At 64.6% G+C, this 24174-nt stretch carries 26 protein-coding genes; 18 read left to right on the top strand and 8 right to left on the bottom strand.

Annotated elements, in window-relative coordinates; genetic code table 11:
- The first annotated feature begins 147 nt into the window (after window positions 1-147).
- The 7 genes from ACFSUD_RS07340 (at window position 148) to lpxB (ending at window position 6730) form a co-directional block, all read left to right on the top strand.
- Window positions 148-273 (top strand): hypothetical protein, encoded by a 126-nt coding sequence (locus ACFSUD_RS07340; RefSeq protein WP_386372920.1) that lies wholly within the window; start codon window positions 148-150, stop codon window positions 271-273.
- 273 nt (window positions 274-546) lie between these two features.
- Window positions 547-2817 (top strand): outer membrane protein assembly factor BamA, encoded by a 2271-nt coding sequence (gene bamA, locus ACFSUD_RS07335; RefSeq protein ID WP_386372918.1) that lies wholly within the window; start codon window positions 547-549, stop codon window positions 2815-2817.
- A 7-nt stretch (window positions 2818-2824) separates the two neighbouring features.
- Window positions 2825-3445: an OmpH family outer membrane protein gene (locus ACFSUD_RS07330; protein WP_386372916.1), complete on the top strand. Its 621-nt coding sequence runs from the start codon at window positions 2825-2827 to the stop codon at window positions 3443-3445.
- Between the two features lie 76 nt (window positions 3446-3521).
- A complete protein-coding gene (fabZ, locus tag ACFSUD_RS07325; protein ID WP_386372914.1) occupies window positions 3522-3980 on the top strand; it encodes a 3-hydroxyacyl-ACP dehydratase FabZ in 459 nt (152 codons plus the stop codon).
- Between the two features lies 1 nt (window position 3981).
- Window positions 3982-4764, top strand: a complete 783-nt coding sequence (gene lpxA, locus ACFSUD_RS07320; protein ID WP_386372912.1) for an acyl-ACP--UDP-N-acetylglucosamine O-acyltransferase — start codon at window positions 3982-3984, stop codon at window positions 4762-4764.
- Window positions 4761-5561: an LpxI family protein gene (locus ACFSUD_RS07315; RefSeq protein WP_386372910.1), complete on the top strand. Its 801-nt coding sequence runs from the start codon at window positions 4761-4763 to the stop codon at window positions 5559-5561. The genes lpxA and ACFSUD_RS07315 overlap by 4 nt, the downstream gene beginning before the upstream one ends.
- Window positions 5558-6730, top strand: coding sequence for a lipid-A-disaccharide synthase (gene lpxB / locus ACFSUD_RS07310; RefSeq protein ID WP_386372908.1), 1173 nt, complete (start codon window positions 5558-5560; stop codon window positions 6728-6730). Before ACFSUD_RS07315 ends, lpxB begins: the two co-directional genes overlap by 4 nt.
- A gap of 62 nt (window positions 6731-6792) precedes the next feature.
- Here lpxB and mnmA read toward each other — a convergent pair whose 3' ends face one another.
- Complete coding sequence (mnmA, locus tag ACFSUD_RS07305) at window positions 6793-7935, bottom strand: tRNA 2-thiouridine(34) synthase MnmA (RefSeq protein ID WP_386372907.1); 1143 nt, start codon at window positions 7933-7935, stop codon at window positions 6793-6795.
- A gap of 122 nt (window positions 7936-8057) precedes the next feature.
- On the opposite strand from mnmA, the gene sciP reads away from it, so the two are divergent.
- The 5 genes from sciP to ACFSUD_RS07280 all read left to right on the top strand — a co-directional run bounded on the left by sciP (window position 8058) and on the right by ACFSUD_RS07280 (window position 13665).
- Window positions 8058-8336: a CtrA inhibitor SciP gene (sciP, locus tag ACFSUD_RS07300; RefSeq protein ID WP_386372906.1), complete on the top strand. Its 279-nt coding sequence runs from the start codon at window positions 8058-8060 to the stop codon at window positions 8334-8336.
- 95 nt (window positions 8337-8431) lie between these two features.
- A complete protein-coding gene (gene ctrA / locus ACFSUD_RS07295) occupies window positions 8432-9151 on the top strand; it encodes a response regulator transcription factor CtrA (protein ID WP_386372904.1) in 720 nt (239 codons plus the stop codon).
- 78 nt (window positions 9152-9229) lie between these two features.
- Window positions 9230-11350 (top strand): NAD-dependent DNA ligase LigA, encoded by a 2121-nt coding sequence (gene ligA, locus ACFSUD_RS07290; protein WP_386372903.1) that lies wholly within the window; start codon window positions 9230-9232, stop codon window positions 11348-11350.
- On the top strand, window positions 11347-13437 hold the full coding sequence (gene recG, locus ACFSUD_RS07285) for an ATP-dependent DNA helicase RecG (RefSeq protein WP_386372901.1): 2091 nt from the start codon (window positions 11347-11349) through the stop codon (window positions 13435-13437). The genes ligA and recG overlap by 4 nt, the downstream gene beginning before the upstream one ends.
- 99 nt (window positions 13438-13536) lie before the next feature.
- A complete protein-coding gene (locus tag ACFSUD_RS07280; RefSeq protein ID WP_386372899.1) occupies window positions 13537-13665 on the top strand; it encodes a hypothetical protein in 129 nt (42 codons plus the stop codon).
- A 249-nt stretch (window positions 13666-13914) separates the two neighbouring features.
- Here the strand turns inward: ACFSUD_RS07280 and ACFSUD_RS07275 are convergent, their stop codons facing one another.
- On the bottom strand, window positions 13915-14382 hold the full coding sequence (locus ACFSUD_RS07275; protein ID WP_386372897.1) for an iron-sulfur cluster assembly scaffold protein: 468 nt from the start codon (window positions 14380-14382) through the stop codon (window positions 13915-13917).
- A gap of 89 nt (window positions 14383-14471) precedes the next feature.
- Here ACFSUD_RS07275 and hisI point away from each other — a divergent pair, with 89 nt between their 5' ends.
- Window positions 14472-14837, top strand: a complete 366-nt coding sequence (gene hisI, locus ACFSUD_RS07270) for a phosphoribosyl-AMP cyclohydrolase (protein WP_386372895.1) — start codon at window positions 14472-14474, stop codon at window positions 14835-14837.
- Between the two features lie 15 nt (window positions 14838-14852).
- On the opposite strand, the gene gluQRS is transcribed toward hisI, so the two are convergent.
- Genes gluQRS through trmFO form a run of 3 tightly spaced genes read right to left on the bottom strand, consistent with a single transcriptional unit; the run spans window position 14853 to window position 17727 of the window.
- Window positions 14853-15728, bottom strand: coding sequence for a tRNA glutamyl-Q(34) synthetase GluQRS (gene gluQRS / locus ACFSUD_RS07265; RefSeq protein WP_386372893.1), 876 nt, complete (start codon window positions 15726-15728; stop codon window positions 14853-14855).
- The gene (locus tag ACFSUD_RS07260) at window positions 15725-16339 is read right to left on the bottom strand and encodes a class I SAM-dependent DNA methyltransferase (RefSeq protein ID WP_386372892.1); all 615 of its coding nucleotides are present in this window, start codon (window positions 16337-16339) and stop codon (window positions 15725-15727) included. The genes gluQRS and ACFSUD_RS07260 overlap by 4 nt, the downstream gene beginning before the upstream one ends.
- A gap of 50 nt (window positions 16340-16389) precedes the next feature.
- Window positions 16390-17727, bottom strand: a complete 1338-nt coding sequence (gene trmFO / locus ACFSUD_RS07255) for a methylenetetrahydrofolate--tRNA-(uracil(54)-C(5))-methyltransferase (FADH(2)-oxidizing) TrmFO (protein ID WP_386372890.1) — start codon at window positions 17725-17727, stop codon at window positions 16390-16392.
- A gap of 380 nt (window positions 17728-18107) precedes the next feature.
- Here trmFO and ACFSUD_RS07250 point away from each other — a divergent pair, with 380 nt between their 5' ends.
- Window positions 18108-18536, top strand: a complete 429-nt coding sequence (locus ACFSUD_RS07250) for a PaaI family thioesterase (protein WP_386372888.1) — start codon at window positions 18108-18110, stop codon at window positions 18534-18536.
- An 82-nt stretch (window positions 18537-18618) separates the two neighbouring features.
- Here ACFSUD_RS07250 and ACFSUD_RS07245 read toward each other — a convergent pair whose 3' ends face one another.
- Window positions 18619-18846 carry a DUF1127 domain-containing protein gene (locus ACFSUD_RS07245; protein ID WP_386372886.1) on the bottom strand — a complete coding sequence of 76 codons (228 nt, stop codon included), beginning with the start codon at window positions 18844-18846 and terminating at the stop codon, window positions 18619-18621.
- 97 nt (window positions 18847-18943) lie between these two features.
- Between ACFSUD_RS07245 and ACFSUD_RS07240 the strand changes: the two genes are divergently transcribed.
- The 4 genes from ACFSUD_RS07240 (at window position 18944) to ACFSUD_RS07225 (ending at window position 22651) form a co-directional block, all read left to right on the top strand.
- Window positions 18944-20338, top strand: a complete 1395-nt coding sequence (locus tag ACFSUD_RS07240; protein ID WP_386372884.1) for an aminotransferase-like domain-containing protein — start codon at window positions 18944-18946, stop codon at window positions 20336-20338.
- A gap of 160 nt (window positions 20339-20498) precedes the next feature.
- On the top strand, window positions 20499-20960 hold the full coding sequence (gene rplM, locus ACFSUD_RS07235; RefSeq protein WP_386372882.1) for a 50S ribosomal protein L13: 462 nt from the start codon (window positions 20499-20501) through the stop codon (window positions 20958-20960).
- A gap of 2 nt (window positions 20961-20962) precedes the next feature.
- The gene (gene rpsI, locus ACFSUD_RS07230; protein WP_386372880.1) at window positions 20963-21463 is read left to right on the top strand and encodes a 30S ribosomal protein S9; all 501 of its coding nucleotides are present in this window, start codon (window positions 20963-20965) and stop codon (window positions 21461-21463) included.
- Window positions 21464-21658: 195 nt separating this feature from the next.
- The gene (locus ACFSUD_RS07225; protein WP_386372878.1) at window positions 21659-22651 is read left to right on the top strand and encodes an LLM class flavin-dependent oxidoreductase; all 993 of its coding nucleotides are present in this window, start codon (window positions 21659-21661) and stop codon (window positions 22649-22651) included.
- Between the two features lie 4 nt (window positions 22652-22655).
- On the opposite strand, the gene ACFSUD_RS07220 is transcribed toward ACFSUD_RS07225, so the two are convergent.
- Both ACFSUD_RS07220 and ppk2 read right to left on the bottom strand, forming a co-directional pair.
- Complete coding sequence (locus ACFSUD_RS07220) at window positions 22656-23273, bottom strand: TetR/AcrR family transcriptional regulator (RefSeq protein ID WP_386372875.1); 618 nt, start codon at window positions 23271-23273, stop codon at window positions 22656-22658.
- A complete protein-coding gene (ppk2, locus tag ACFSUD_RS07215; RefSeq protein ID WP_386372873.1) occupies window positions 23266-24135 on the bottom strand; it encodes a polyphosphate kinase 2 in 870 nt (289 codons plus the stop codon). The genes ACFSUD_RS07220 and ppk2 overlap by 8 nt, the downstream gene beginning before the upstream one ends.
- Window positions 24136-24174: the final 39 nt, after the last annotated feature.

Here is a 24174-nt window from a genome sequence, read left to right as displayed (position 1 = left end):
TTCGATGAATTGAAGGCCCGGCAGCGCGCCGGGCCTTTTTTCCTGCCAAGAAGGCGATCAGCGCAAATGCCGCCGAATTGCCGCAATTCGACAAAGTCGCGCCGCAATCATCGCCTATCTCTGGCGTTACCGCCCAAGGAGCGCATCATGCAGTCGATTCACAATTCGTACCGCAGTCTGAGCCTGTTGATGGTCTTGAATCTGGACCGTGTCTGGTTTGGCGCAACTTTGGTTCTGGCGCTGGCCCTCGGTGCGTGGCTCGGCCAATCCTGAACTCCCAAATCTGGCGTGGCGGAAGCCTCTGAACCCGGCTAATGGCGGTACCATACCGTATAATGCGGGGCGCGAATTCATTTCCTCTTTATATAGTATCGTTTTACCCCGCTTGTTTTTGACAAAAGCCCCCGATGCGGTTACTCAGGACGTCAAATGATGTCTTAAGATTGGGTCAGAACCATGAGGCTGAGGAAAGAGGGGGCACAGCCCTCCGAGCGGGCAGGCTGCGAAAAATTCACCAGAACATTCAAAGGGCTCTCCCTTTCTGTCATGTTATCAGTCGCTTGGCTGGTGCCTGCGCCGGAGGCCTGGGCGCAGGAATATGTGTTCAATACGGTCGAAATCGACGGCAATCAAAGGGTTGGCGACAGCGCCATTCTGGCCCGTGCCGGAATCAGACGCGGCCAGCCGGTTTCCGGCGGGCAATTGAACGATGCCTATCAGAACCTGCAGAATTCCGGTCTTTTCGAAAGCGTCAGCATCGAGCCGCGGGGCGGCACGCTGCGCATTCAGGTCGTGGAATTGCCGACACTGAACCGGATCAGCTTCGAGGGCAACCGGCGCATCAAGGACGAAGCGCTGCGCGCGCTGATCGATTCCGACGAGCGCCGGGTGTTCAACCCGAGCCAGGCCGAACAGGATGCTGTCGCGATCTCCGAAGCCTATAGCAACGAGGGGCGCCTGTCGGCCCGGGTGCAGCCGCGGATCATCAAGCGCGACCAGAATCGCGTTGATCTGGTGTTCGAGATCTTCGAGGGCGACAATATCGAGATCGAGCGGCTTAGCTTCGTCGGCAACCGCAAATATTCAGATTCCCGCCTGCGTCGGGTGCTCGGCACCAAACAGGCCGGGCTGTTCCGCCGCCTCGTGCGGCGCGATACTTTCGTGGAAGGCCGCGTCGATATCGACAAGCAGATGCTGCGCGATTTCTACCTGTCGCGTGGTTATGTCGATATGCGCGTCACCGGGGTGAACGCCCAGCTGACCAAGGAGCGCGACGGCTATTTCGTCGCCTACAACATCCAGGAAGGCCAGCAATTCCGCTTCGGCAACGTGACGCTGGTCTCGCAGATGCCGGGCGTGAATGCCGATGCCTATCGCGATATCGTCAAGGTCCGCCCCGGCGTCGTCTATTCGCCCTCGCTGGTGGAGACCGACATCGCCCGGCTCGAGCGGCAGGCGATCCGGGACGGGGTCGATTTCATGCGCGTCGAGCCGCGGATCACCCGCAACGAGCGCAACCTGACGCTGGATGTCGAATATGTCATCAGCCGCGGTGAGCGGATCTTCGTCGAGCGGATCGACATCGAGGGCAATACCACCACGCTCGACCGGGTGGTGCGGCGCCAGTTCGATTCCGTCGAGGGCGATCCCTTCAACCCGCGCGAGATCCGCCAATCCGCCGAGCGCATCCGCGCCCTGGGCTATTTCGAGACCGCCGAGGTCAACGCGCGCCAGGGTTCGAGCCCCGAACAGGTGATCGTCGATGTCGATGTGGTCGAACAACCCACCGGCTCGCTGAATTTCGGCGGTTCCTATTCGAACAACGACGGCGTCGGCGTCGCGGTCAGCTTCGCCGAACAGAACTTCCTTGGCCGGGGGCAGAAATTGTCGCTGGCGGTATCGACCGCGTCGGAGGCCACGCGCTACGGGCTGACCTTCGTCGAACCGGCGCTGCTCGGGCGGAAGGTTTCCTTCGGGCTGAAGCTCGATTATGCGGAGACCAATTCCTCCTTCGCCAGCTATGACGGCGAGCGGCTGATCCTGCAGCCGAGCCTCGGCTTCCCGGTCAGCGAGAACGGCCGCCTGCAACTGCGCTATACCGCCGAGCAGAGCGAGCTGATCGCGCGGGACAGCGGCACCGAGGTCGGCAATGTCATCCAGGACGACATCGACGCCGGAGAGCAGCTGTCATCGGCGCTTGGCTACCAATATACCTATGACACCCGCGTTACCGGGCTCGACCCGACGGCCGGTGTGCTGTTCCAGTTCGGACAGGATTTCGCCGGGCTCGGCGGTGACAGCAAATACGTCAAGACCACCGCGAAGGTCATCGGCGAGAAGAAGATCTTTAACGAGGACGTGACCCTGCGCGCCACGCTCGAAGGCGGCGGCCTGTCGTGGAATTCGGGCAACAACCGGGTGACCGACCGTTTCGTGCTGAACCCGTCGATCATGCGCGGCTTCGAGCCCGGCGGCATCGGTCCGCGCGATCTCAGCAACGGCGCGGATGACCCGCTCGGCGGCAATCTCTTCGTCGTGGCGAAATTCGAGGCGCAGTTCCCGCTCGGCCTGCCTGAGGAATACGGGATCTCTGGCGGGGTCTTTTATGATGTCGGCAATCTCTGGGATCTGAGCGACGTCAACCTCGCGGGCGGCGATGTGGTCGGGGAATCCGGCTCGTTCCGCCATGTGATCGGCTTCTCGGTCTTCTGGGACACGCCGGTCGGTCCGCTGCAGTTCAACGTCTCCGACGCGCTGCGCAAGGAGGAGTTCGACAAGGAACAGCGCTTTGAGGTCACGTTGCAGACCCAGTTCTGAGCTGCATATGCCGCGCCGCGCCAAGCGCCCGATGCGGCTCCTGTTCGCCGTCCTGATGCTGAGCGTGCCCGTGCAGGGCGCGGCCCCGCTTCAGGCGCAGCAGCAGGCGGAACCGGGCAGGGGCGATGTCGCGCGCGCGGCGGATCTGTCGCGCGGCAGCATCGTCAGCCCGATCCTGACCATCGATTCAGACCGGGTGTTTCAGGAAAGCGCCTTCGGCCGACGGGTGGCGCAGGAGATCGAGCAGAAGAGCGCGGCGCTCTCGGCCGAGAACCGGCAGATCGAGGCCGATCTCGAGGCCGAGGAAAAGATCCTGACCGAGAAGCGCAATGCCATGACGCCGGAGAAATTCCGCGAGGCCGCGGATGCCTTCGATCAGAAAGTGCAGAAGATCCGCCAGGCCCAGGCCGCCAAGAGCCGCGAGCTGAACCAGATTTTCGGCGATGAGCGGGGCGTCTTCCTCAATGCCGCCGCGCCGGTGCTCGAACGCCTTATGGCCGATGCCGGGGCCGCGGTGGTGCTGGATCTGCGCTCGGTTTTCGTCTCGGCCAACGCCATCGACATCACCGATGAGGCCATTGACCGGCTTGACGAGACGCTCGGCCGGGGCACCGATGTGACCCCCTGACCGGGTGCGCCATGCTTGCCCCGGGTCGCCGGAATTGGTAGCCATGTCAAAGCCCTTGGATAATACAGGACCCTTCATGACCAAAGAGCTCCACAGCGCCGATATCAGCCTGATCCAGCGCATCCTGCCGCATCGCTACCCGTTTCTGCTGGTGGACAAGGTTGTCGAGATCGACGGCTGCGAGACCGCGCTGGGGATCAAGAACGTCACGATGAACGAGCCGCATTTCCAGGGGCATTTCCCCGGCAATCCGATCATGCCGGGCGTGACGATCATCGAGGCGATGGCGCAGACCGCCGCGGTGATGGTCGGGGTGACGCTGAAGATGGCCGACAAGGATATGAAGGTCTATTTCATGGCGATCGACAAATGCAAGTTCCGCCGCAAGGTCGGCCCCGGCGATGTGCTGGAGATGCGGCTGAAGACCCTGCGCGGCAAGCCCGGCGGCAAGGTCTGGCGCTTCGGCGGCGTCGCCACGGTCGAGGGCGAGATGGCCGCCGAGGCGGAATTCACCGCGATGATGGACCTGTCCTGAGATGGACAATATCCATCCCAGCGCGGTGATCGAAGAGGGCGCGAAGATCGATCCCTCGGCCCGGGTCGGGCCCTTCTGCCTCGTCGGCAAGGATGTGGTGCTCAGCGCCGATGTCGAGCTGAAAAGCCATGTCGTGGTGACCGGCCGCACCGAGATCGGGGAAGGCACGGTGATCTTCTCCTTCGCGGTGATCGGGGAGATTCCGCAGGATCTGAAATTCAAGGGAGAGGCAAGCCGGTTGCGGATCGGCAGGCGCAACCGCATCCGCGAGCATGTGACGATGAATTGCGGCACCCAGGGCGGTGGCGGGCTGACCCGGATCGGCGATGACGGGCTGTTCATGGCCGGCTGCCATATCGCCCATGATGCGCTGATCGGCGATCGGGTGATCGTGGTCAATTCCGCCGCCGTGGCCGGGCATTGCGTGCTTGAGGATGACGTGATCATCGGCGGGTTGTCGGGCATCCACCAGTTCGTGCGCATCGGGCGTGGCGCGATCATCGGGGCGGTGACGATGGTCACCAATGACGTGATCCCCTATGGGCTGGTGCAGGCGCCGCGCGGCGCGCTCGACGGGCTCAACCTCGTCGGGCTGAAACGCCGGGGCGTGACCCGCGCCGACATCACCGCGCTGCGCGCCGCCTTCCAGATGCTGGCGCAGGGCGAGGGCACCTTCCACGATCGCGCCCAGAAGCTCGGCGACGAGACCGGCAGCGATTACGTGCGCGAGATCGTCGATTTCGTCATGGCCGATACCGGCCGCCATTTCCTGACCCCGAAATGAGCCTGGCCCTGATCGCGGGGCAGGGCGACCTGCCCGCGGCACTGGCCGCCGCCCAGGCCGTCCCGCCGCTAGTCTGCGCCTATGAGGGGGCCGCACCCGAGGGGCTTGTCCCCGATCTCGATTTCCGGCTGGAAACCCTGGGCTCGCTGCTTGTCGAATTGAAGGCGCGCGGCGTGCGCGAAGTGTGTCTGTGCGGCGCGATCAGCCGACCGCGGCTCGACCCGTCGCGGCTCGATGCGGCGACCGCGCCGCTGGTCCCGCTGTTCCAGAAGGCGCTGGCCGCGGGGGATAACGGGGCCTTGCTGGTGATCCGGCAGATTTTCGAGGAGGCGGGATTCATCCTGCGCGGCGCCGATACGCTGCTGCCCGATCTGCTGAGCCTGGCCGGGGTGCTGAGCAAACGCCAGCCCGATGACCAGATGCGGCGCGATGCGGTGCGCGGGGCGGCGGTGCTCGACGGGCTGGCCGCACTCGATATCGGTCAATGCTGTGTCATCGGCCGCGCGCAGGTGCTGGGGGTCGAAACCATGGGCGGCACCGATCATCTGCTCGCGACCCTCCCGGCACCGGCACGCGACAGCGCCGCCATCCTCTGCAAGGGGCCGAAAAAGGGGCAGATCCGCGAGATCGACCTGCCGACGATCGGGCCGGGCACGATCCGCGCCGCGCATCGCGCCGGGCTGGCGGGGATCGTCGTTGCCGCCGGAGATGTGATCATCCTCGAACGCGACCGCTGCGTGGCGCTGGCGGATGAATACGGGCTGGTGCTCTGGTCCCGCCCGGGAGACGGGGCATGAAAGTCTTCATCCTGGCGGGCGAACCTTCGGGAGACAATCTCGGGGGGGCGTTGATGGCGGGGCTGAAACTGCTCTGCCCGGACGTGACATTCGACGGGATCGGCGGTGCGCGGATGCAGGCCCAGGGGCTGGTCAGCCGCTTTGACATGAGCGAATTGAGCGTCATGGGCCTGGCCGAGATCCTGCCGCGCTACCGGGCGCTGATGGCGCGGATCGACGAGACGGCGACGGCGGTGCTGGAGATGCAGCCCGATGTGCTGGTCACCATCGACAGCCCCGATTTCTCGCTGCGCGTGGCCCGCCGGGTGCGGGAAAAGTCGCGGATCCGCATCGTGCATTACGTCGCCCCGACGGTCTGGGCCTGGCGCCCGGGACGGGCCGAGAAGATGGCCCGCTGGGTCGATCATGTGCTGGCCCTGTTTCCCTTCGAGCCGCCCTATATGGAGGCGGCCGGGATGCGCTGCGATTTCGTCGGTCATCCGGTGGTCGCGGAGCCGGTGGCATCCGACGCACAGGCCGCGGCCTTCCGCGCGTCTCATGGGCTCGGTGACGCGCCGCTGCTGCTGGTGCTGCCCGGCTCCCGGCGCAGCGAGGTGGCGCGGCTGGCGCCGGTGTTCCAGCAGGTGGTGGCGCGGCTTGCCGAAGCGCGTCCCGAGCTGCGGGTCGTGGTGCCCGCGGCAGAATCCGTCCTCGCGGAGGTCAAAAGGGCAACACGTACCTGGGCCGGGCAGCCGCTGGTGCTCGACCCCACCGCCGGTGTCGCGCCTGAGACCGAGAAGCGCGCCGCATTCCGTGCCGCGGATGCGGCACTCGCCGCCTCGGGCACCGTCTCGCTGGAGCTGGCCGCTGCGGATACGCCGATGGTGATCGCCTATGACATGAACTGGATCAGTCGCCAGATCATCGGCCGGCTGCTGCGCGTCGATACGGTAACCCTGGTCAACCTCGTCTCCGATACACGCGCGGTGCCGGAATTCATCGGCGCCAATTGCCGGCCCGGGCCGATTTCACAGGCGGTGCTGAAACTGCTCGATGCGCCGCAGGTGCAGCAGCAGGCCATGGCGCTGACCATGCAGCGGCTCGGCCGCGGCGGGGAGGCACCAGGACTGCGCGCGGCGCGGGCGGTGCTCGAGGGCTGCGGAAAGGCAGCGCAGAGCCCGGTGGGATGAGGGACGCTGTCCCTCAAACTCCCTGAGGTATTTATCGTCAGAAGAAACGTCGGTGACGGGTCTCAGCCGCGGTGAATCCAGCCGCCGCCGAAGATACGGCTGCTGTAGGGGTCATAGAAGACGCAGGCCTGACCCGGCGAGACACCTTCTTCCGGAGTCAGCAATTCGACCTCCGCCGTGCTGTCCGACAGGGGCCGCAGGATCGCGTCGCGCGGCGGGCGGGTGGAACGCACCCGCACGGCAATTGGCCATTCGCTGCGCGAGGTGAGCGGCGCATCGCCAAGCCAGTTGATCTCCTTGACCGGGATCGTGCGCGTGGCGAGCATGGATTTTGGGCCGACGACGACCTCCTTGCGGCTCGGGTCGAGCCTGACCACGTAAAGCGGATCGGCGAGCCCGCCGATGCCGAGACCGCGGCGCTGGCCGATGGTGTAGTGGATCACGCCCTCATGATCGCCGAGCACATTGCCCTCGGTATCGACGATCTGGCCGGGATCGGCAGCTTCGGGGCGCAGCTTGCGGATCACCGCGGCGTAATCGCCGTTGGGCACGAAGCAGATGTCCTGGCTGTCGGGCTTGTTGGCCACCGTCAACCCGTATTTCTCCGCCAGCGCCCGGGTGTCGTCCTTGGACGGCAGGTGGCCGAGCGGGAAGCGCAGGTAATCGAGCTGTTCGGCTGTGGTGGAGAACAGGAAATAGCTCTGGTCGCGGTTGGCATCGGCGGCGCAATGCAGCTCGGCGCCGGTCGTGCCGATCTTGCGCTGGATGTAATGGCCGGTGGCCATGCAATCGGCTTCGAGATCCTTTGCCGTCTCCAGCAGGTCCTTGAATTTCACCCGCTCGTTGCAGCGGATGCAGGGCACGGGCGTGGCACCGCCGAGATAGCTTTCGGCGAATTCGTCGATCACCGCGTCCTTGAAGACGTTCTCGTAATCCAGCACGTAATGGGGAAAGCCCATCTTTTCGGCCACCCGGCGCGCATCGTGGATGTCGAGCCCGGCACAGCAGGCGCCCTTCTTGGCCAGAGCGGCGCCGTGATCGTAGAGCTGCAGGGTGACACCGACCACGTCATAGCCCTCCTCGGCGAGCATCGCGGCGACGACCGAACTGTCCACCCCGCCCGACATGGCCACGACGACACGGGTGTCGGCGGGCGCCTTGGCGAAGCCCAGGGAATTGAGCGGCGGTGTCTGGTCGAGCGGCATGGGGCGGTCTCCGGGGTTTGTCGTGGAATATAGGAAAATACGAGCCACTCACAAGGGTCGGCTTCATCTCACGTTAAGTGCCGGGGCGCAAGATTCGTCGCGGTAAAAGATCGGACGAGATCATGTATCTGAAAAAAGTAGCCGGGCCACGGGCGATCACCCTCGCCGATGGCAGCGTCATGACGCGGGCGGATCTGCCGCCGGGCGATACTTGCCGCTGGGTGGCCTCGCGCAAGGCCGCGGTGGTGCGCGGCGTGATCTACGGGCTGATCAGCCAGTCGGCGGCGCTCGAGCGATACCAGATCAGCGAGGAGGAATTCATGGAATGGGTCCGGGCGGTTTCGGAACATGGCGAGGGGGCGTTGAAGGCGACTGCATTGCAAAAATATAGACAACTTTAAGTTGCCAGTGTATTAACGATGCATCGTTTACGTGTGATTAACCTATTCTATTCACGATCTGTTACAGCTCAAAATTGATGATGTGGAGAATTTGAATGCGTGTCCTGTTAGTAGAAGATGATCCGACCACGTCAAAGAGCATCGAGATGATGCTGACCCATGCCAATCTCAACGTCTATGCGACCGATCTCGGGGAAGAGGGGATCGATCTGGCCAAGCTCTATGATTACGATCTGATCCTGCTCGATCTCGATCTGCCGGATATGCATGGCCATGATGTGCTGCGCCAGCTGCGCCTGGCGCGGATCGAAACGCCGATCCTGATCCTCTCCGGCGCCGACGATACGGAGAACAAGATCAAGGGCTTCGGCTTCGGCGCCGACGATTATCTGACCAAGCCCTTCCACCGCGAGGAGCTGGTGGCGCGGATCCATGCGATCATCCGACGTTCCAAGGGGCATTCGCAATCGGTGATCGACACCGGCAAGATCTCGGTCAATCTCGATGCCAAGACGGTCAGCGTCGACAGCAAGACCGTGCATCTGACCGGCAAGGAGTACCAGATGCTCGAGCTTCTGTCGCTGCGCAAGGGGACAACGCTGACCAAGGAAATGTTCCTCAACCATCTTTATGGCGGCATGGACGAACCTGAGCTGAAGATCATCGACGTGTTCATCTGCAAACTGCGCAAGAAGCTGAGCCTGGCCACGGACGGGGAGAATTACATCGAGACGGTTTGGGGGCGGGGCTATGTGCTGCGCGATCCCGAACCGCTGGCGCTTGACGATCCGCAGCGTCTCGCCATGGGAGCCTGAGCCGGGCGAAAGCCGCTGGACCTGTCCTGCCGTGCCGCCTATCTAGAAGGGCGAAACGACAGGTCCGGAGGCGGGTTCTTGACATCCCAGATCGAGATAGAGGCGCTGACGCGGGAACAGGCAGCGGCGGAATTGGCGCGGCTGGCGTCGGCGCTCGCGGCGGCAGATGAGGCCTATCACCGTCAGGATGCGCCGGAGCTCAGCGATGCCGAATATGATGCGCTGAAACGGCGCAATGGCGCGATCGAGGCGCGGTTTCCGGATCTGAAACGTTCCGACAGCCCCAGCGAGCAGGTCGGGGCGGCACCGGCGGAGGGGTTTTCCAAGGTCACCCATGCGCAGGCGATGCTGTCGCTCGCCAACGCATTCGATGCCGGGGAGATCGGCGAATTCGACACAAGGATCCGGAAATATCTCGGCATTCCCGGCGATGCGCCATTGGCCTATACGGCGGAACCGAAAATCGACGGGCTGTCGCTTTCGCTGCGCTATGAGGCGGGCCAATTGGTGCAGGCGGCGACGCGCGGCGACGGCGCGGTGGGCGAGAATGTCACCGCCAATGCGCGCACCATCGCCGATATTCCCCAGCGGCTTTACGGTGCGCCGGAGCTGCTGGAAGTGCGCGGCGAGGTCTATATGGGTCGCGCCGATTTTGCGGCGCTCAACGCGCGTCAGCAGGAACGCGGCGGCAAGACCTTCGCCAATCCACGCAATGCCGCGGCCGGGTCGCTGCGCCAGCTCGATCCGGAGATCACCCGCGACCGGCCCCTGCGCTTCTTTGCCTATGGCTGGGGCGCGCTGTCACAACCGCTGGGCGAGCGGCAGAGCGCCGCCATCGCGCGTCTTGATACGCTCGGTTTCACCACCAATCCGCTCACCGCGCTGTGCGACGGTCCGGCGGAGATGCTGACCCATTACGCGCGGATCGAGGAACAGCGCGCGACGCTCGATTATGATATCGACGGGGTGGTCTATAAGGTCGATGACCTGGCGCTGCAGGAGCGGCTCGGGTTTCGCTCCACCACGCCGCGATGGGCGCTGGCGCATAAATTTCCTGCCGAGCTCGCCTGGACCCGGCTCGAGGCGATCGACATCCAGGTCGGGCGGACCGGCGCGCTCTCTCCGGTGGCGCGGCTTTCCCCGGTGACGGTCGGCGGGGTCGTGGTCTCCAACGCGACGCTGCACAACGAGGATTACATCAAGGGGCTCGACAGCAAGGGCGAGCAGATCCGCGGCGGCAAGGATATCCGCGTCGGCGACTGGGTGCAGGTCTACCGGGCCGGTGACGTGATCCCAAAGATCTCGGACGTGGACCTCGCCAGGCGGCCGGCGGACAGCAGGCCCTATGCCTTTCCGACCCTCTGTCCGGAATGCGGCAGTGATGCCGTTCGTGAGCCCGGCGATGCGGTGCGCCGCTGTTCGGGCGGGTTGATCTGTCCTGCGCAGGCGGTCGAGAAGCTGAAACATTTTGTGTCCCGCGCGGCGTTTGACATCGATGGTCTCGGCGCCAAGCAGGTCGAGCAATTCCATGGCGATGGCTGGATCCGCGAACCGGCGGATATCTTCACTCTGCGCGCGCGCTTCGGCAGTGGCGTGCAGCAGTTGAAGAACCGCGAGGGCTGGGGGGCCAAATCTGCCGCCAAGCTATTCCAGGCCATCGAGGACAAGCGGCGCATTTCGCTGGCGCGGCTGATCTTCGCACTCGGCATCCGCCATGTCGGGGAATCGGCCTCGAACCTGATCGCCCTGCATTACGGCAGCTGGGAAGCGGTCGAGCAGGCGGTGCGCGCCGCGCAGGATCGGCAGGGCCCCGCCTGGGAGGAATTGATCGGGATCGACGGCGTCGGCGCGGTGATGGCCGGCTCGCTCGTCAATGCCTTCGCGCAGGAGGCCGAGCGCGCCTCGATCGACCGGCTGGTCGCGGAGCTCGAGGTGATCCCCGCCGAACGTCCCGATACCAGCGGCAGCCCCGTCACCGGAAAGACCCTGGTCTTCACCGGCAGTCTGGAGAAGATGACCCGCGCGGAGGCCAAGGCCCGGGCCGAGCGGCTCGGCGCCAAGGTTTCCGGTTCGGTGAGCGCCAGGACCGACCTGCTGATCGCCGGGCCGGGGTCGGGATCGAAAGAGAAGAAGGCGGCGGATCTCGGCGTCGAGATCATCGATGAGGACGGCTGGCTGGCCCTGATCGGCGAGGCATGAGCGGGCGTCCCGAGCCTCTTTACCCCCTTTTCGCGGGGCTTGAGACCCTGCCGGGCGTCGGGCCGAAAAGCGCGCAGCTGCTCGGGCAGCTCGGGGTGCAGGCACCGCGCGACCTGTTGTTTACCCTGCCGCATTCGGGCATCGACCGGCAGCTCAGCGACAGTGTCAGGGAAGCGGTGCTGCCGACGGTGCTGACCGTGGCGGTCACGATCGGTCGCCACCGGCCGCCGAGCGGCAAGGGCGGTGCCTATCGCATCCAGGTCGAAGACGCGCAGAGCAGTTTCCAGCTGGTCTATTTCCATGCCCGGGGCGATTACCTGCAGCGGCAATTGCCCGAGGGCGCACGGCGCATCGTTTCGGGCCGGGTCGAGCTCTTTGATGGCATGGCGCAGATGGTTCATCCCGATTTCGCCGTGCCGGAGGAGCAGGGCACCGAGATCCCGCGTTTCGAGCCGGTCTATCCGCTGACCAGCGGCCTGACACAGAAGCTGATGTACAAGGCGACGCGCTGTGCTCTGACCCGGGTGCCGGATTTCGCCGAATGGATCGATCCCGGCCAGCGCCAGCAGACGGGATGGCCGGGCTTTGCCGAGGCGCTGCGGCGCGCGCATGATCCGCAATCGCTGGCCGATATCGCTGCAACCGCCCCGGCGCGGGAACGGCTTGCCTATGACGAATTGCTGGCCCATCAGATCACCCTGGCCCTCGCCCGGCAGCGCGACCGGCGCAAGAAGGGCCGCGCCAGCACCGGCGACGGTCATCTGCAGGCGCGTATTCTTGCGGCACTGCCCTATGCCCCGACCGGCGCACAGCAGCGCGCGATAGAGGAGATCACCTCCGACATGGCCGGGCAGAACCGCATGAACCGGCTGCTGCAGGGCGATGTCGGGGCGGGCAAGACACTGGTCGCCTTCATGGCGCTGCTGCGGGCGGTCGAGGCGGGCGGGCAGGGCGTGTTGATGGCCCCGACCGAAATCCTCGCCCGTCAGCATCTGCAGGGTCTGCGCCCGTTGGCCGAGCAGGCCGGGGTGGTGTTGGAGATCCTTACGGGGCGCGACAAGGGCACCGAGCGCAAGGCGAAGCTCGACGCCTTGCAGCGCGGCGACATTCAGATATTGGTCGGCACCCATGCGGTGTTTCAGGCCGATGTCACGTTCCATGACCTGCGCCTGGCGGTGGTTGACGAGCAGCATCGCTTCGGCGTGCGCCAGAGGCTCGAACTGGGACAGAAGGGCCGTCAGGCCGATATCCTCGTGATGACCGCCACGCCGATCCCGCGCAGCTTGGCGCTGGCGCAATATGGCGACATGGACGTGTCGATCCTCGACGAGAAACCGCCGGGGCGTCAGCCGATCCGCACGGCGATGATCAGCACCGAACGGATCGACGAGGTGATCGCGCGGCTGCGCGCGGCCATAACCGAGGGGCGGCAATGTTATTGGGTCTGCCCGCTGGTCGAGGAGAGCGAGGTCAGCGATCTCATCGCCGCCGAGGAGCGTTTCAAACGCCTGCGCGCGGCGCTTGGCGAGGGGGTGGTCGGGCTGGTCCATGGCCAGATGCTGCCGTCGGAGAAGGACGCGGCGATGCGCGCCTTTCAGGAGGGGTGCACGCAGGTTCTGGTCGCCACCACGGTGATCGAGGTCGGGGTCGACGTGCCCAATGCCACGATCATGGTCATCGAGCGGGCGGAGATCTTCGGGCTGGCGCAGCTCCACCAGCTGCGCGGCCGCGTCGGGCGCGGCGAGGGTGCCTCGACCTGTCTGCTGATGTATCAGCCGCCGCTGAACGAGACCGGAAGACGGCGGCTCGAAGTCCTGCGCGAGACCGAGGACGGGTTCCGGATCGCCGAGACGGATTTGCAGATGCGTGGCACCGGCGATCTCATCGGCACTGCGCAATCCGGCGTGCCGCGGTTTCGGGTGGCGGATCTCGAACGGCAGGCCGGGTTGATGGCCATCGCACAATCGGATGCCCGCAGCCTGCTGGCACAGGACCCGAGGTTGCAGGGCGAGCGCGGGCAGGCGGCACGGATGCTGCTCTGGCTGATGCGGCAGGACGAGGCCATTCGTTTGATTTCAGTGGGTTAACGAACAACCGCCCCATTTGTTCGCTTTTGTTCTCAAAAAGTTCTTTACAGAACGCGGTCGAAATGAGAACAAAGAGGCAACAGAGATCGGAGGTTCACAATGACAACGTTCAACTTTCTCAAATCCATCGTGGCGCGCTCGCAGGCGACCCTGTTGCAGGACGCCGCCGGCGCCGCGGCTCTAATGGTGATGCTGCTTGTCGGATTGCATCTGCCGATCTTTGTCTGACTTCTGCCTGCGCTCTCATGCCGGTCTGGCCTGCATCTGTCCCAAACCGATGCATCCGTCAGGTCTCGCCTGTCCTGTGACGGATCCGTTGTCTCGCGGAGCCAGGATACCGGGTCCCACATGAGCACGCTACACCTGCGCCGCCATCCTCCCACGGATGTGCGGCGTTTTTTTCGCAGGATAGCGGAGGTGCCCATGCGCCGTGCCGTTCAGTATCCGGCTTCGGACCGGGCCCTTGGAACAGCCGGGTCAGGACTTTCCGACATCCGCCGAAGCCCCGGCGCTGGCTTGTTGCATCGCCTCGGTGATTGCCTCGATCGCCAGGAGGATGGAGGCATGGCGGTTCTTGTAGGCCACGGCCGGTCTCAGCACTTCAAACCCGTCAAAGGGCGCGTCCGGCACCGGACCCTGGTCTTTCAGCATCGCGCGCAGCTGGTTGCGCGCCGTCTCGATCTGGGCAAGACTAGCCCCCGGGGCAGCCGCACCGGCCACGGCCGCCGCTGCCTGACCGAGCGCGCAGGCTTTCACATCCTGACCGAGCCCGGTCAGCACCCCGTCCCGCGTCTTCACATCGACCGTCACGGTGGAGCCACAGAGCGGCGAGCGTCGGGTCACGCTGGCGTCAGGTTCATCCAGCCGACCGAGATGCGGGATATCGGCGGCCAGTGCCAGGATCCGTGCCGAATAGAGTTTGATCAGATCGTTTTCGCTGGACATCGGAAATCCTTTGCCTGTTCCCTTTCGCTGTCACTGCCTACATAAGCTGCAGCGCCGCAGATGCAAAAGCTTTCCACCAAGGAGCCGTCATGGAATTCGACCCCCAGAGCCTGACCTATAACGACGCCGGGCTGATTCCGGTCATCGCACAGGATGCGCAGAGCCGTGAAGTGCTGATGATGGCCTGGATGAACGCCGAGAGCCTGGCACGGACGCTTGAAAGCGGGCAGGTCACCTATTGGAGCCGCTCGAGGCAGGAATTCTGGGTCAAGGGCGCCACCAGCGGCCATGTGCAGGAGCTCGTCGAACTACGCTTTGATTGTGACCGCGACTGTCTGCTCTTGCAGGTGAACCAGACCGGCCCGGCCTGTCATACCGGGCGACGCAGCTGTTTCTACAGCAAGGTCGAGGATGGAGAGGTGCGGGAAACGCAGGAACCCATGACCGGCGAATAACATGAGGTACCGCCGCTAAAGTCCTACCATCTTTCGTATATCCTGAGGCGTTCGGCCTTCGCTGCGGTACAGGGAGATGGCGCGCGCGTCGTCGCGTTTGGCGAGCCGCCGCCCGGCTTCGTCGCGGATCAGCTTGTGGTGGTTGTAGATCGGTGTCGGCAGGCCGAGCAGCCGCTGCAGCACCACATGGATCTTCGTCGCCTCGAAAAGATCCTGCCCGCGCAAGACATGGGTGATCCCCTGTGCCGCGTCATCGAGTACCACGGAGAGGTGGTAGGACGTGCCCATGTCCCGCCGCGACAGCACCACATCGCCGATATCGCGGCACAGCTCTTCGAAGGTGAAACCGATCCATCCGCTTTGTCCATCCGGGCCGCAACCCGCCTCGTGGAACCCCAGCGGCTCGGCCTTCGCAGCACCTTCGGCGATCGCCCCCATGTCGAGCCGCAACGCCGCCTGTGTCGGGATTGCCGTCTCACCGTCGCCGCAGCGTCGCCCGCGACAGGTGCCGGGATAGACGATCCCATCCGGTCCCAGTATCGTCGCCCCTTCCTGCGGCGCATTGGCGGCCTCGGCAATGTCACGGCGGGTGCAGTGGCAGGCGAAAACGGCATTCCGCTCCCAGAGATCCTGCAGAACCGCGTGATAGACCGGCAGACGCCCGGATTGCCGCATCACCGGTTCGGGCCAGTCGATACCGAGCCAGGCGAGGTCCTCGTAGATCTGCGCCTCCCATTCGGGACGCGCGCGGGCGCGGTCTATGTCCTCGATCCGCAGCAGGAAACGCCCGCCTGATGCCCGCGCAAGATCATGGGCCAACAGCGCCGAATAGGCATGGCCAAGATGCAGCGGCCCGGTCGGTGACGGGGCAAACCTTGTTGTGAAAATCAAGCCTTCTCAACCACATACACGTTGGAGTTCAGGTTGATTCCGGGCATGTGCGGCCCATAGTCACGATAGAGCAGATGCGCGGCGCCGCAATCGGTCCATTCATTCAAACGGCCTTCGTTGGCCTTGTCCTCCAACGCATGGTCATTGAACGTGAAGACCAGCTTGCCGCCTTTGCCGAGCCCGTGCATCAATATGTCGAAGACCGAGATCGGCGCCGCGCCGCGCCCGATCACCCCGATCGCGGCAATGGCCGCATATTTGCCCGGTTCATGGGTGAGCTCGGCGCCCGGTTCGATCTTCTCGAGATGGCGATAGATCATCTTGCTCTGCGCCTGCACCAGCATTTCGGACGAGACGTCATAGCCGTCGATGACGTTGAAACCGGCCATCCGCAGAGCCAGGCCGGAGAGCCCGGTGCCGCAGCCGAAATCGAGCACCGGTTGGTCCTTGTCATCAACGAAACGGGAAAGCGCGGCAGCGCAGCGGGCCGGGGCGGCGTAACCATTTTCGCCCACTTCCGCCTCGTAACTCGCGGCCCATGCGTCATAAAGCTGATGGATCGCGTTGGGGTCCCGGATGTTATAGGCCCGGTCGAGAAACTTGTCGCTCATCTTGTCGCTCATGCCTACAGGCTAGAAAGCAAACGGCACTTCGTCCAGTCTTAACTTTCCAGCCAGCCCTGCCAGTCGGCCTTGGCGCGGTCGGTATAGGCCTTGTAGCGGTCCTTGCGGCCACGGCGGCCGCCTTTCAGCCCCTCCACCGGCGGGAAGAGCCCGAAATTGACGTTCATCGGCTGGAAGGTCCTGGCATCGGCACCGCCGGTAATATGGGTCATGAGCGCGCCCATCGCCGTCGTTTCGGGCGGCGGTGGCAGCGGTCGGCCCAGCATTTCTGCAACCGCCATGCGCCCGGCGAGCAACCCCATGGCGGCGCTCTCGACATAGCCTTCGACGCCGGTGATCTGTCCGGCAAAGCGGATATGAGGCTGGCTGCGCAGCCGCATCTGCGCGTCAAGCAGGCGGGGTGAATTGATGAAGGAATTGCGATGGATCCCGCCAAGCCGCGCGAACTGGGCATTCTCCAGTCCGGGAATACGTCTGAAAACATCGGTTTGCGCGCCGTACTTCATCTTGGTCTGGAAGCCGACCATGTTATAGAGCGTGCCCAGCTTGTTGTCGCGGCGCAGCTGCACCACGGCATAGGGCTTGTCCGTCGGCGCATGGGCATTGGTCAGGCCGACCGGTTTCATCGGACCGAAGCGCAGCGTTTCCCGGCCGCGTTCGGCCATTACCTCGATCGGCAGGCAGCCGTCGAAGTAATTGGCGGTCTCGCCCTCGCGGAACTCGGTCTTGTCCGCACCCAGCAGGGCGTCGATGAAATCCTCGTATTGATGCTTGTCCATCGGGCAGTTGAGATAGGCCGTGCGCTCTTCCTCGGTCTCGCCCTTGTCATAGCGCGACTGCATCCACGCCCTGTCCATGTCGATCGACTCGAAATGAACGATCGGCGCGATGGCGTCGAAAAACGCCAGCGCGTCGGCGCCGGTCTCGGCGGCGATCGCCTCGGCAAGGGCGCCGGAGGTCAGCGGCCCGGTCGCGATGATCCAATGCCCGTCGCGCGGCAGCTCGGTGATCTCGCCCTCCTCGACGGTGACATTCTCATGCGCACGCAGCACCGCGGTAACCGATTCCGCGAACGGGTCGCGGTCCACGGCAAGGGCCCCGCCGGCGGGCAGGCGATGCTTGTCTGCCATCGCCATGATCAGCCCGTTGGCAGCGCGCATTTCCCAATGCAGCAGGCCGACGGCGTTCTGTTCGCTGTCATCCGAGCGGAAGGAATTGGAGCAGACCATCTCGCCGAGCAGCCCGGTCTGGTGGGCGAAAGTGCCGACCTTGGGGCGCATTTCGTGGATGACGACCTGCAGCCCGGCTTCGGCGGCCTGCCAGGCCGCTTCGGACCCGGCCATGCCGCCGCCGATGATGTGAAGTTTATCTGTCATAGAGGCGATGTAGGCCAGCACCCGGCGCGACGCAACAGCAAGGGTGGCGCATCAGGAAGGGAAAGAGCCGCATCGCGGGGAGCGTCCTGCGGGATTTTTGGCGTCGCCGCTGCGGGAACGGTCGGTCAGTGAGAGGCTGACCTGGAGGGACCTTCCGCCCGCGGCGACCCAAAATCGTCGAGACCTTGCGGCCCGATCACATCATTGCCGCAATTGCGCCGGTATTGCCAGAGGCCTATGCCGAAAAATCTCGCTTCCCGCTCGGGCGGTACTGACGCCTCGGCCGGTGCGGACGCCGCGACGCAACGGCGCGACAGACGCCGCTTGACCTTTGCGCCACGTGACGGGCCAATTGCGGGAAAGCGACAGGAGGATGTTTGATGGTGATAAAGATGCAGGCGGAGGCGCTCGATGCCTTCATGCACGAAGTTTTCGAACAGGTCGCGGAGGATTTCGCCGTGGAAGAGGTGTGCCCCGGCGAGATCACCGTGCGGCTGCGCGTCACGCACAAGCACCTGCGTCCCGGCGGCACGATCTCGGGCCCGTCGATGTTCGCGCTGGCCGATGTCTCCGCCTATTTGATGACGCTGGCGATGATCGGGCCCGAGGCGCTGGCGGTTACCACGAATTGCGCGATCGACTTCATGCGCAAACCCGCCGCCGGTGTCGATCTGATCGCCAAAGGGCGGTTGCTGAAGCTCGGGAAAGTGCTCTCGGTGAGCGATGTGATGCTTTATTCCGAGGGGATGGAGGAGCCGGTGGCGCGGGCCAGCCTGACCTATGCGATCCCGCCGCGCCGGGGGGTCTGACCCGCCGATAAAGCGACGTTGCGAAAAAAAATGGGCCGGGAAAACCCGGCCCTTGAGAGTGTCTGGCAGGCGTGACAGGGTGCTACGCTTTCCAGAACACGCGGGCAGACTCGCGTACGGCCTGTCCCGGTGTCAGTCCCACATCCTCCAACTGCCAGGGCTCGAGCTTGCCGAGCGCGCGGCGGCTGCGGTGACGGGTGGTCCAGAGCGACGCAATCCCCGCAAAGCGAACCGCGAGCCGTGCCGCAACCGGCAGGCTGCGCCGGTTGGAAAGGCTCAAGTCGGTCGAAGCGGTGAAAGCGCGCGCCATGGGATGTTTCCTTTTCGAATTGTATTGACACAATATTGAATCTCTCTACATGAAAATGGTACAAAAATCCGTACAAGATGGCTAGGCGAACATTGTAATGGATACAATTTGGCAGAAGCAGCAGATTTCCGGCGAGGGGCCAAAGTACAAGCGGGTGATCCGGCTCATTCGGGCGGCGATCGATTCCGGTGAGCTGGCGGTCGGTGCCCGTCTGCCCCCGGTGCGCGAACTCGCCTGGCAGCTCGAAATCACGCCCGGTACCGTGGCGCGGGCCTATGGCGCGCTGACCGACGAGGGGCTGCTGCTGGCCGAGGTCGGGCGCGGCACCTTCGTCGCGCCCTCGCGCACCGAAGTTCTGGACGACGTCTGGTCGCAACCCGCCGCGCCGGGCGAGCCGAATGTCGTGTCGCTGTTCAGCCCGCGCCTGCCCGATGCGGGGCAGGGCGAGGCGATCCGCGCGGCGCTGGTTCAGATTGCGCGGGGGCCGGTCGAGGGGCTTTTGAACTATCCGACCCGCGACGCCTATCGCCCGGTGCGCCAGGCGGTGGTTGACTGGCTGGCCGATCTGCCGCTCGGCGCGCTGGTCGAGGAGGACGTCGTGCTGGCCCATGGCGGCCAGAGCGCCATCACCCTGGTGATGCAGGCGGCGCTGCGCGGGCCGAAACCGGTGATCCTCGTCGAGGATCTTTCCTATGCCGGGTTCCGCCGCGCCGCCGAGATCATGCGCGCGGAGGTCGTCGGTGTGGCGATGGATGCGCAGGGGGTGCTGCCCGATGCGCTGGAACATGCGGCCAAGACCAGCGGCGCGCAGCTGTTCTGCACCACGCCCGAGGTGCAGAATCCGACCGGCGGACAGACGTCGCACGAGCGGCGCAAGGCGGTCGTGGCGGTGGCGCGGCGGCTCGGTCTGGGGATACTCGAGGATGATTGCTATGGCCTGGCGCGGCCGCGGGTGCCGAGCTATCGCGCGCTGATGCCGGGGAACACCTGGCATGTCTCGTCGATCTCCAAATCCCTGACCCCGGCGCTCCGTTTCGGCTATGCGCTGGCCCCGACCGGACGTTCCGCCGACCTGCGCCGGGTGGCGGAGTATGGGTTTTTCGGCCTCGCCTATCCGGTGGCCGAGCTGGCGCGGATCCTGCTCACCGACCCGGGCACAAGGCGCATCGCCGAGCGCAGCCGGGCGCGGATCGGCGATTATGTCGAGGTGGCGGTGAATGCCCTCGGCGGTTTCGAGCTGCAATGGGACCGCGAGGTGCCCTTTGTCTGGCTGCACCTGCCGCCGGGCTGGCGGGCTGCGGGTTTCTGTCGGGCAGCCGAGAACCAGGGGGTACTGATCCGTTCGGCCGATGAATTCGCCCTGCGCGACGGGCGCGCGCCCCACGCGGTGCGCATCGCGGTCAACGGGCAGGTCGGGCTGCGGGCCTTCGAGGCGGCGATGCTGCGGCTGCGCATGCTGCTCGACAATCCGCCGGAGCAGATCAGCGTCTGAATGTGGGGTAATATAATACCTAATTTATAACACGTTGTTTTGGAATGTTTTTCTGGAGAATGTGGCGCTTGACCCGGCGCAAGCGTCGTTTATAACCCGCCCATCACCAAGGCGCCGTGCCGATTTGCGCGGCGCCCTCACTTTGAAACTGGAATGTCCGATGAAAACCTTCTCTGCAACACCGGCAGACATCGACAAGAAATGGATCATTATCGACGCCGAGGGCGTCGTTCTGGGCCGTCTTGCATCGATCATTGCCATGCGTCTGCGTGGCAAGCACAAGCCGTCCTTCACGCCCCACATGGATTGCGGTGACAATGTCATCGTGATCAATGCCGACAAGGTCCAGATGACCGGTCGCAAGCGCGAAGAGCATTTCTACTGGCACACCGGCCACCCCGGCGGGATCAAGTCGCGCACCAAGGCGCAGATCCTCGAGGGCGCCCATCCCGAGCGCGTCGTGACCCAGGCGGTCAAGCGCATGCTGCCGGGCAACCGTCTGAGCCGCCAGATCATGACCAACCTGCGTGTCTATGCTGGCAGCGAACATCCCCACGAGGCCCAGAGCCCCGAAGTTCTGGACGTGAAGTCCATGAACTCCAAAAACACGCGGAGCGCATGAGCATGGCTGACGAAATCAAAACACTCGAAGGCCTGGAAGGCGTCGTGACCGAAAACATCGGTGGCGTGCAGGGCACCGAAACCGAGCTTACCCCGCGTGAGCCGGTCCGTGACAGCCTGGGTCGCTCCTATGCGACCGGCAAGCGCAAGGACGCGGTCGCCCGTGTCTGGATCAAGCCGGGCTCCGGCAAGGTCACCGTCAACGGCAAGCCGCAGAACGAATATTTTGCACGCCCGGTGCTGCAGATGATCCTGGCCCAGCCGTTCACCATCACCAATACCGAAGGCCAGTTCGACGTGGTTGCCACCGTCAAGGGCGGCGGTCTCTCCGGTCAGGCCGGTGCGGTCAAGCATGGTGTCTCCAAGGCGCTGCAGCTTTACGATCCGTCCCTGCGCGGCGCGCTGAAGGCGGCAGGCTTCCTGACCCGCGACAGCCGCGTCGTCGAGCGGAAGAAATATGGTAAGGCCAAGGCGCGTAAGAGCTTCCAGTTCTCCAAGCGCTAAGCTTTACTGCCAGATCAGGGAAAGGCCGCTTCTTCGGAGGCGGCCTTTTTCGTTGTGCCGGTCGGACCCTGCGGGGCGAGTATTTTTGGTAAGAAGAGGCGGGGCGGCGCGCGCTCCCGCTGCGGATATTTTCGGGCCCGAGGCTTTCAAAGCAGACGTGCAGGGCATAGGTCAGCCGGGTGCAGAGGAGATGTCATGCGTTATTCGGTTCTCGATCTCGCCCCGGTGCCGGAAGGCTCGGATGCCGCCACGGCGATTGCCAATTCCGTCGACCTGGCGCGCCATGCGGAGCGTTGGGGCTATCATCGTTTCTGGATGGCCGAGCATCACAACATGCCGGGGATCGCCTCGGCGGCGACATCGGTGCTGTTGGGTCATGTCGCCGATCATACCGACACCATTCGGATCGGGGCCGGCGGCGTGATGTTGCCCAACCACGCGCCGCTGGCGATCGCCGAGCAATTCGGCACGCTGGCGACGATCCACGGGCCGCGGATCGATCTCGGGCTGGGGCGCGCTCCGGGCGGGGACCAGGCGGTCTATCGAGCGCTGCGGCGCGGGATGCAGGCGGGCGATCGGTTTCCCGATGACGTTGCGGAGCTCATGTCCTATCTCGGCGATCCCCAGCCCGGTGCGCCGGTGCAGGCGCATCCCGGGGTCGGGACCAAGGTGCCGGTGTGGATCCTCGGATCGTCGCTCTACGGCGCTCAGCTGGCCGCGCATTTCGGGTTGCCCTATGCCTTTGCCTCGCATTTTGCGCCTGACGCGCTGGAGGAAGCGGCCGCGATCTACCGGCGGGATTTCCGACCGTCAGCCGATCTCGCGGCGCCGCGTTTCATGCTGGCGGTCAATGTCTTCGCCGCCGAAAGCGCGGCAGAGGCGGCCTATCTGCGCAGTTCGCAACAGCAGGCCTTCGCGCGGTTGCGGCTCGGGCAGCCCGGCAAACTGCCGCGGCCGGTGGCGGATATCGATGCGGCGCTCGGGGCACGGATTCGCGAAGGGGTGGATCAGGCGCTGCGGATCTCGGCCTGCGGCACGGCGGATATGGTCGCGGCGCAATTGCAGGCGTTGATTGCGCGCTACGAGCCGGATGAGCTGATCCTGACCGGACAGATCCATGATCACGCGGCGCGGTTGCGCTCCTTTGAGATTGCCGCGCAGGTGCTGGGGGAGATGGCAGAGGCCTGAGCGTTCATTCGTCCGGGCGTACCAGCCCGAGACCGCGCAGGTAGATGCCGATGCCGGTTTCGAGCAGGTCATCGGGCGGGAACGGCGAGGCGCGGCCCGGCGAATTGCGCGCGAAAAGCTCGACGACACCGTGGCTCATGGCCCAGATATGGGCCGAGAACATCGATGCGGGCGGGCGTTTGTCTTCCGGAATATGCTGGCTGAGGTCGCTGGCTGCGCGTTCGAGCACCGCATTGGCGCGGTTCGAGATGCTGGCGAGCTCCGGCGAGCGATTGACCGAAATGCCGCTTTCGAACATCGCGATGTAATGGCCGGGATATTTGCGCGCGAAGGCGAGATAGGCGCGGCCCGTCGCCTCGAAAGCCTTGAGCGCCGAGGGCTGACCGGATTCATAGGCAAGTTCCATCAGCTCGGCGAAGATCCCGTAGCCCTGCAGCGCCGCCTCGGCGATCAGATCCTCGCGGCCCTCGAAATGGCGATAGACCGCCGCAGGGGTCACCCCGGCCCGTTTGGCGGCTTCCGAGAGAGTGAAACCGGTCGGGCCGCGGCGTTCGATCAGTTCCAGCGCCGCCTCGATCAGGGCCTGGCGCAGGTTGCCGTGGTGATAGCCCCGTTTAGACATCCCAGATGCCCGGCCCGCCGCAGATCTGCTGGTCGATGGCGCCGATCGCCTTCACATCCTTGCGGTCGTAATCAAAGGCGTGCAGCACGATGCGGATCGCCGCCAGGCGGGCGCGGCGCTTGTCGTCCGAGCGGATCACCGTCCAGGGGGTCTGCGGGCTGTTGGAGCGCTCCAGCGTTTCGCGGATGGCGCTCGAATAGGCCTCCCAGCGGCCCAGGCCCTCGACGTCGATCTTGCTGAGCTTCCATTGCTTCAGCGGATCGCTCTCGCGCGCGAGGATACGGCGCAGCTGTTCGCCGCGCCCGACGTTGAGCCAGAACTTGAACAGGTGGATCCCGTCGTCGACCAGCATCTTTTCGAAGGGGATCACCTGCTGGAAGAAATGTTCGCGCTCCTCGTCGGTGCAGAAGCCGAAGACCTTCTCCACCACGCCGCGATTGTACCAGGACCGGTCGAAGAACACCATTTCGCCGCCCGTCGGGAGATGTTCGATATAGCGCTGGAAATACCATTCCTGCCTTTCGGTCTCGCTCGGTTTGGGCAGCGCGACGACCCTGGCGCCACGCGGGTTGAGGTTCTGGCGGAAACGCTCGATCGTGCCGCCCTTGCCGGCCGCGTCGCGTCCCTCGAAGACCATGACGATGCGTTTGCCGCGGCTGCGTACCCAGGATTGCAGCTTGACCAGCTCGATCTGCAGCTTCTCGAATTCATGCTCATAGACCTTGCGTGCCAGCCGCTCGCCATGCGGATAGGAGGCGGTGAGGATCTCATCCTTGTCGGCCCGGCGGATCGCGTTGCGGATCGCTTCGGGGGCGTCATTCTCGAAATAGGCACTGATCGCGCCGTCAAAGGGCAGGTCCATGCGGCCTCCTGGGAAATTCTTCAGCCATATCTGTCCAAT

This window comes from Sulfitobacter aestuarii, assembly GCF_042685005.1.
In the GTDB taxonomy this organism is placed as follows: Bacteria; Pseudomonadota; Alphaproteobacteria; order Rhodobacterales; family Rhodobacteraceae; genus Sulfitobacter; species Sulfitobacter aestuarii.
This window is presented reverse-complemented; position numbering and strand designations above follow the sequence as displayed.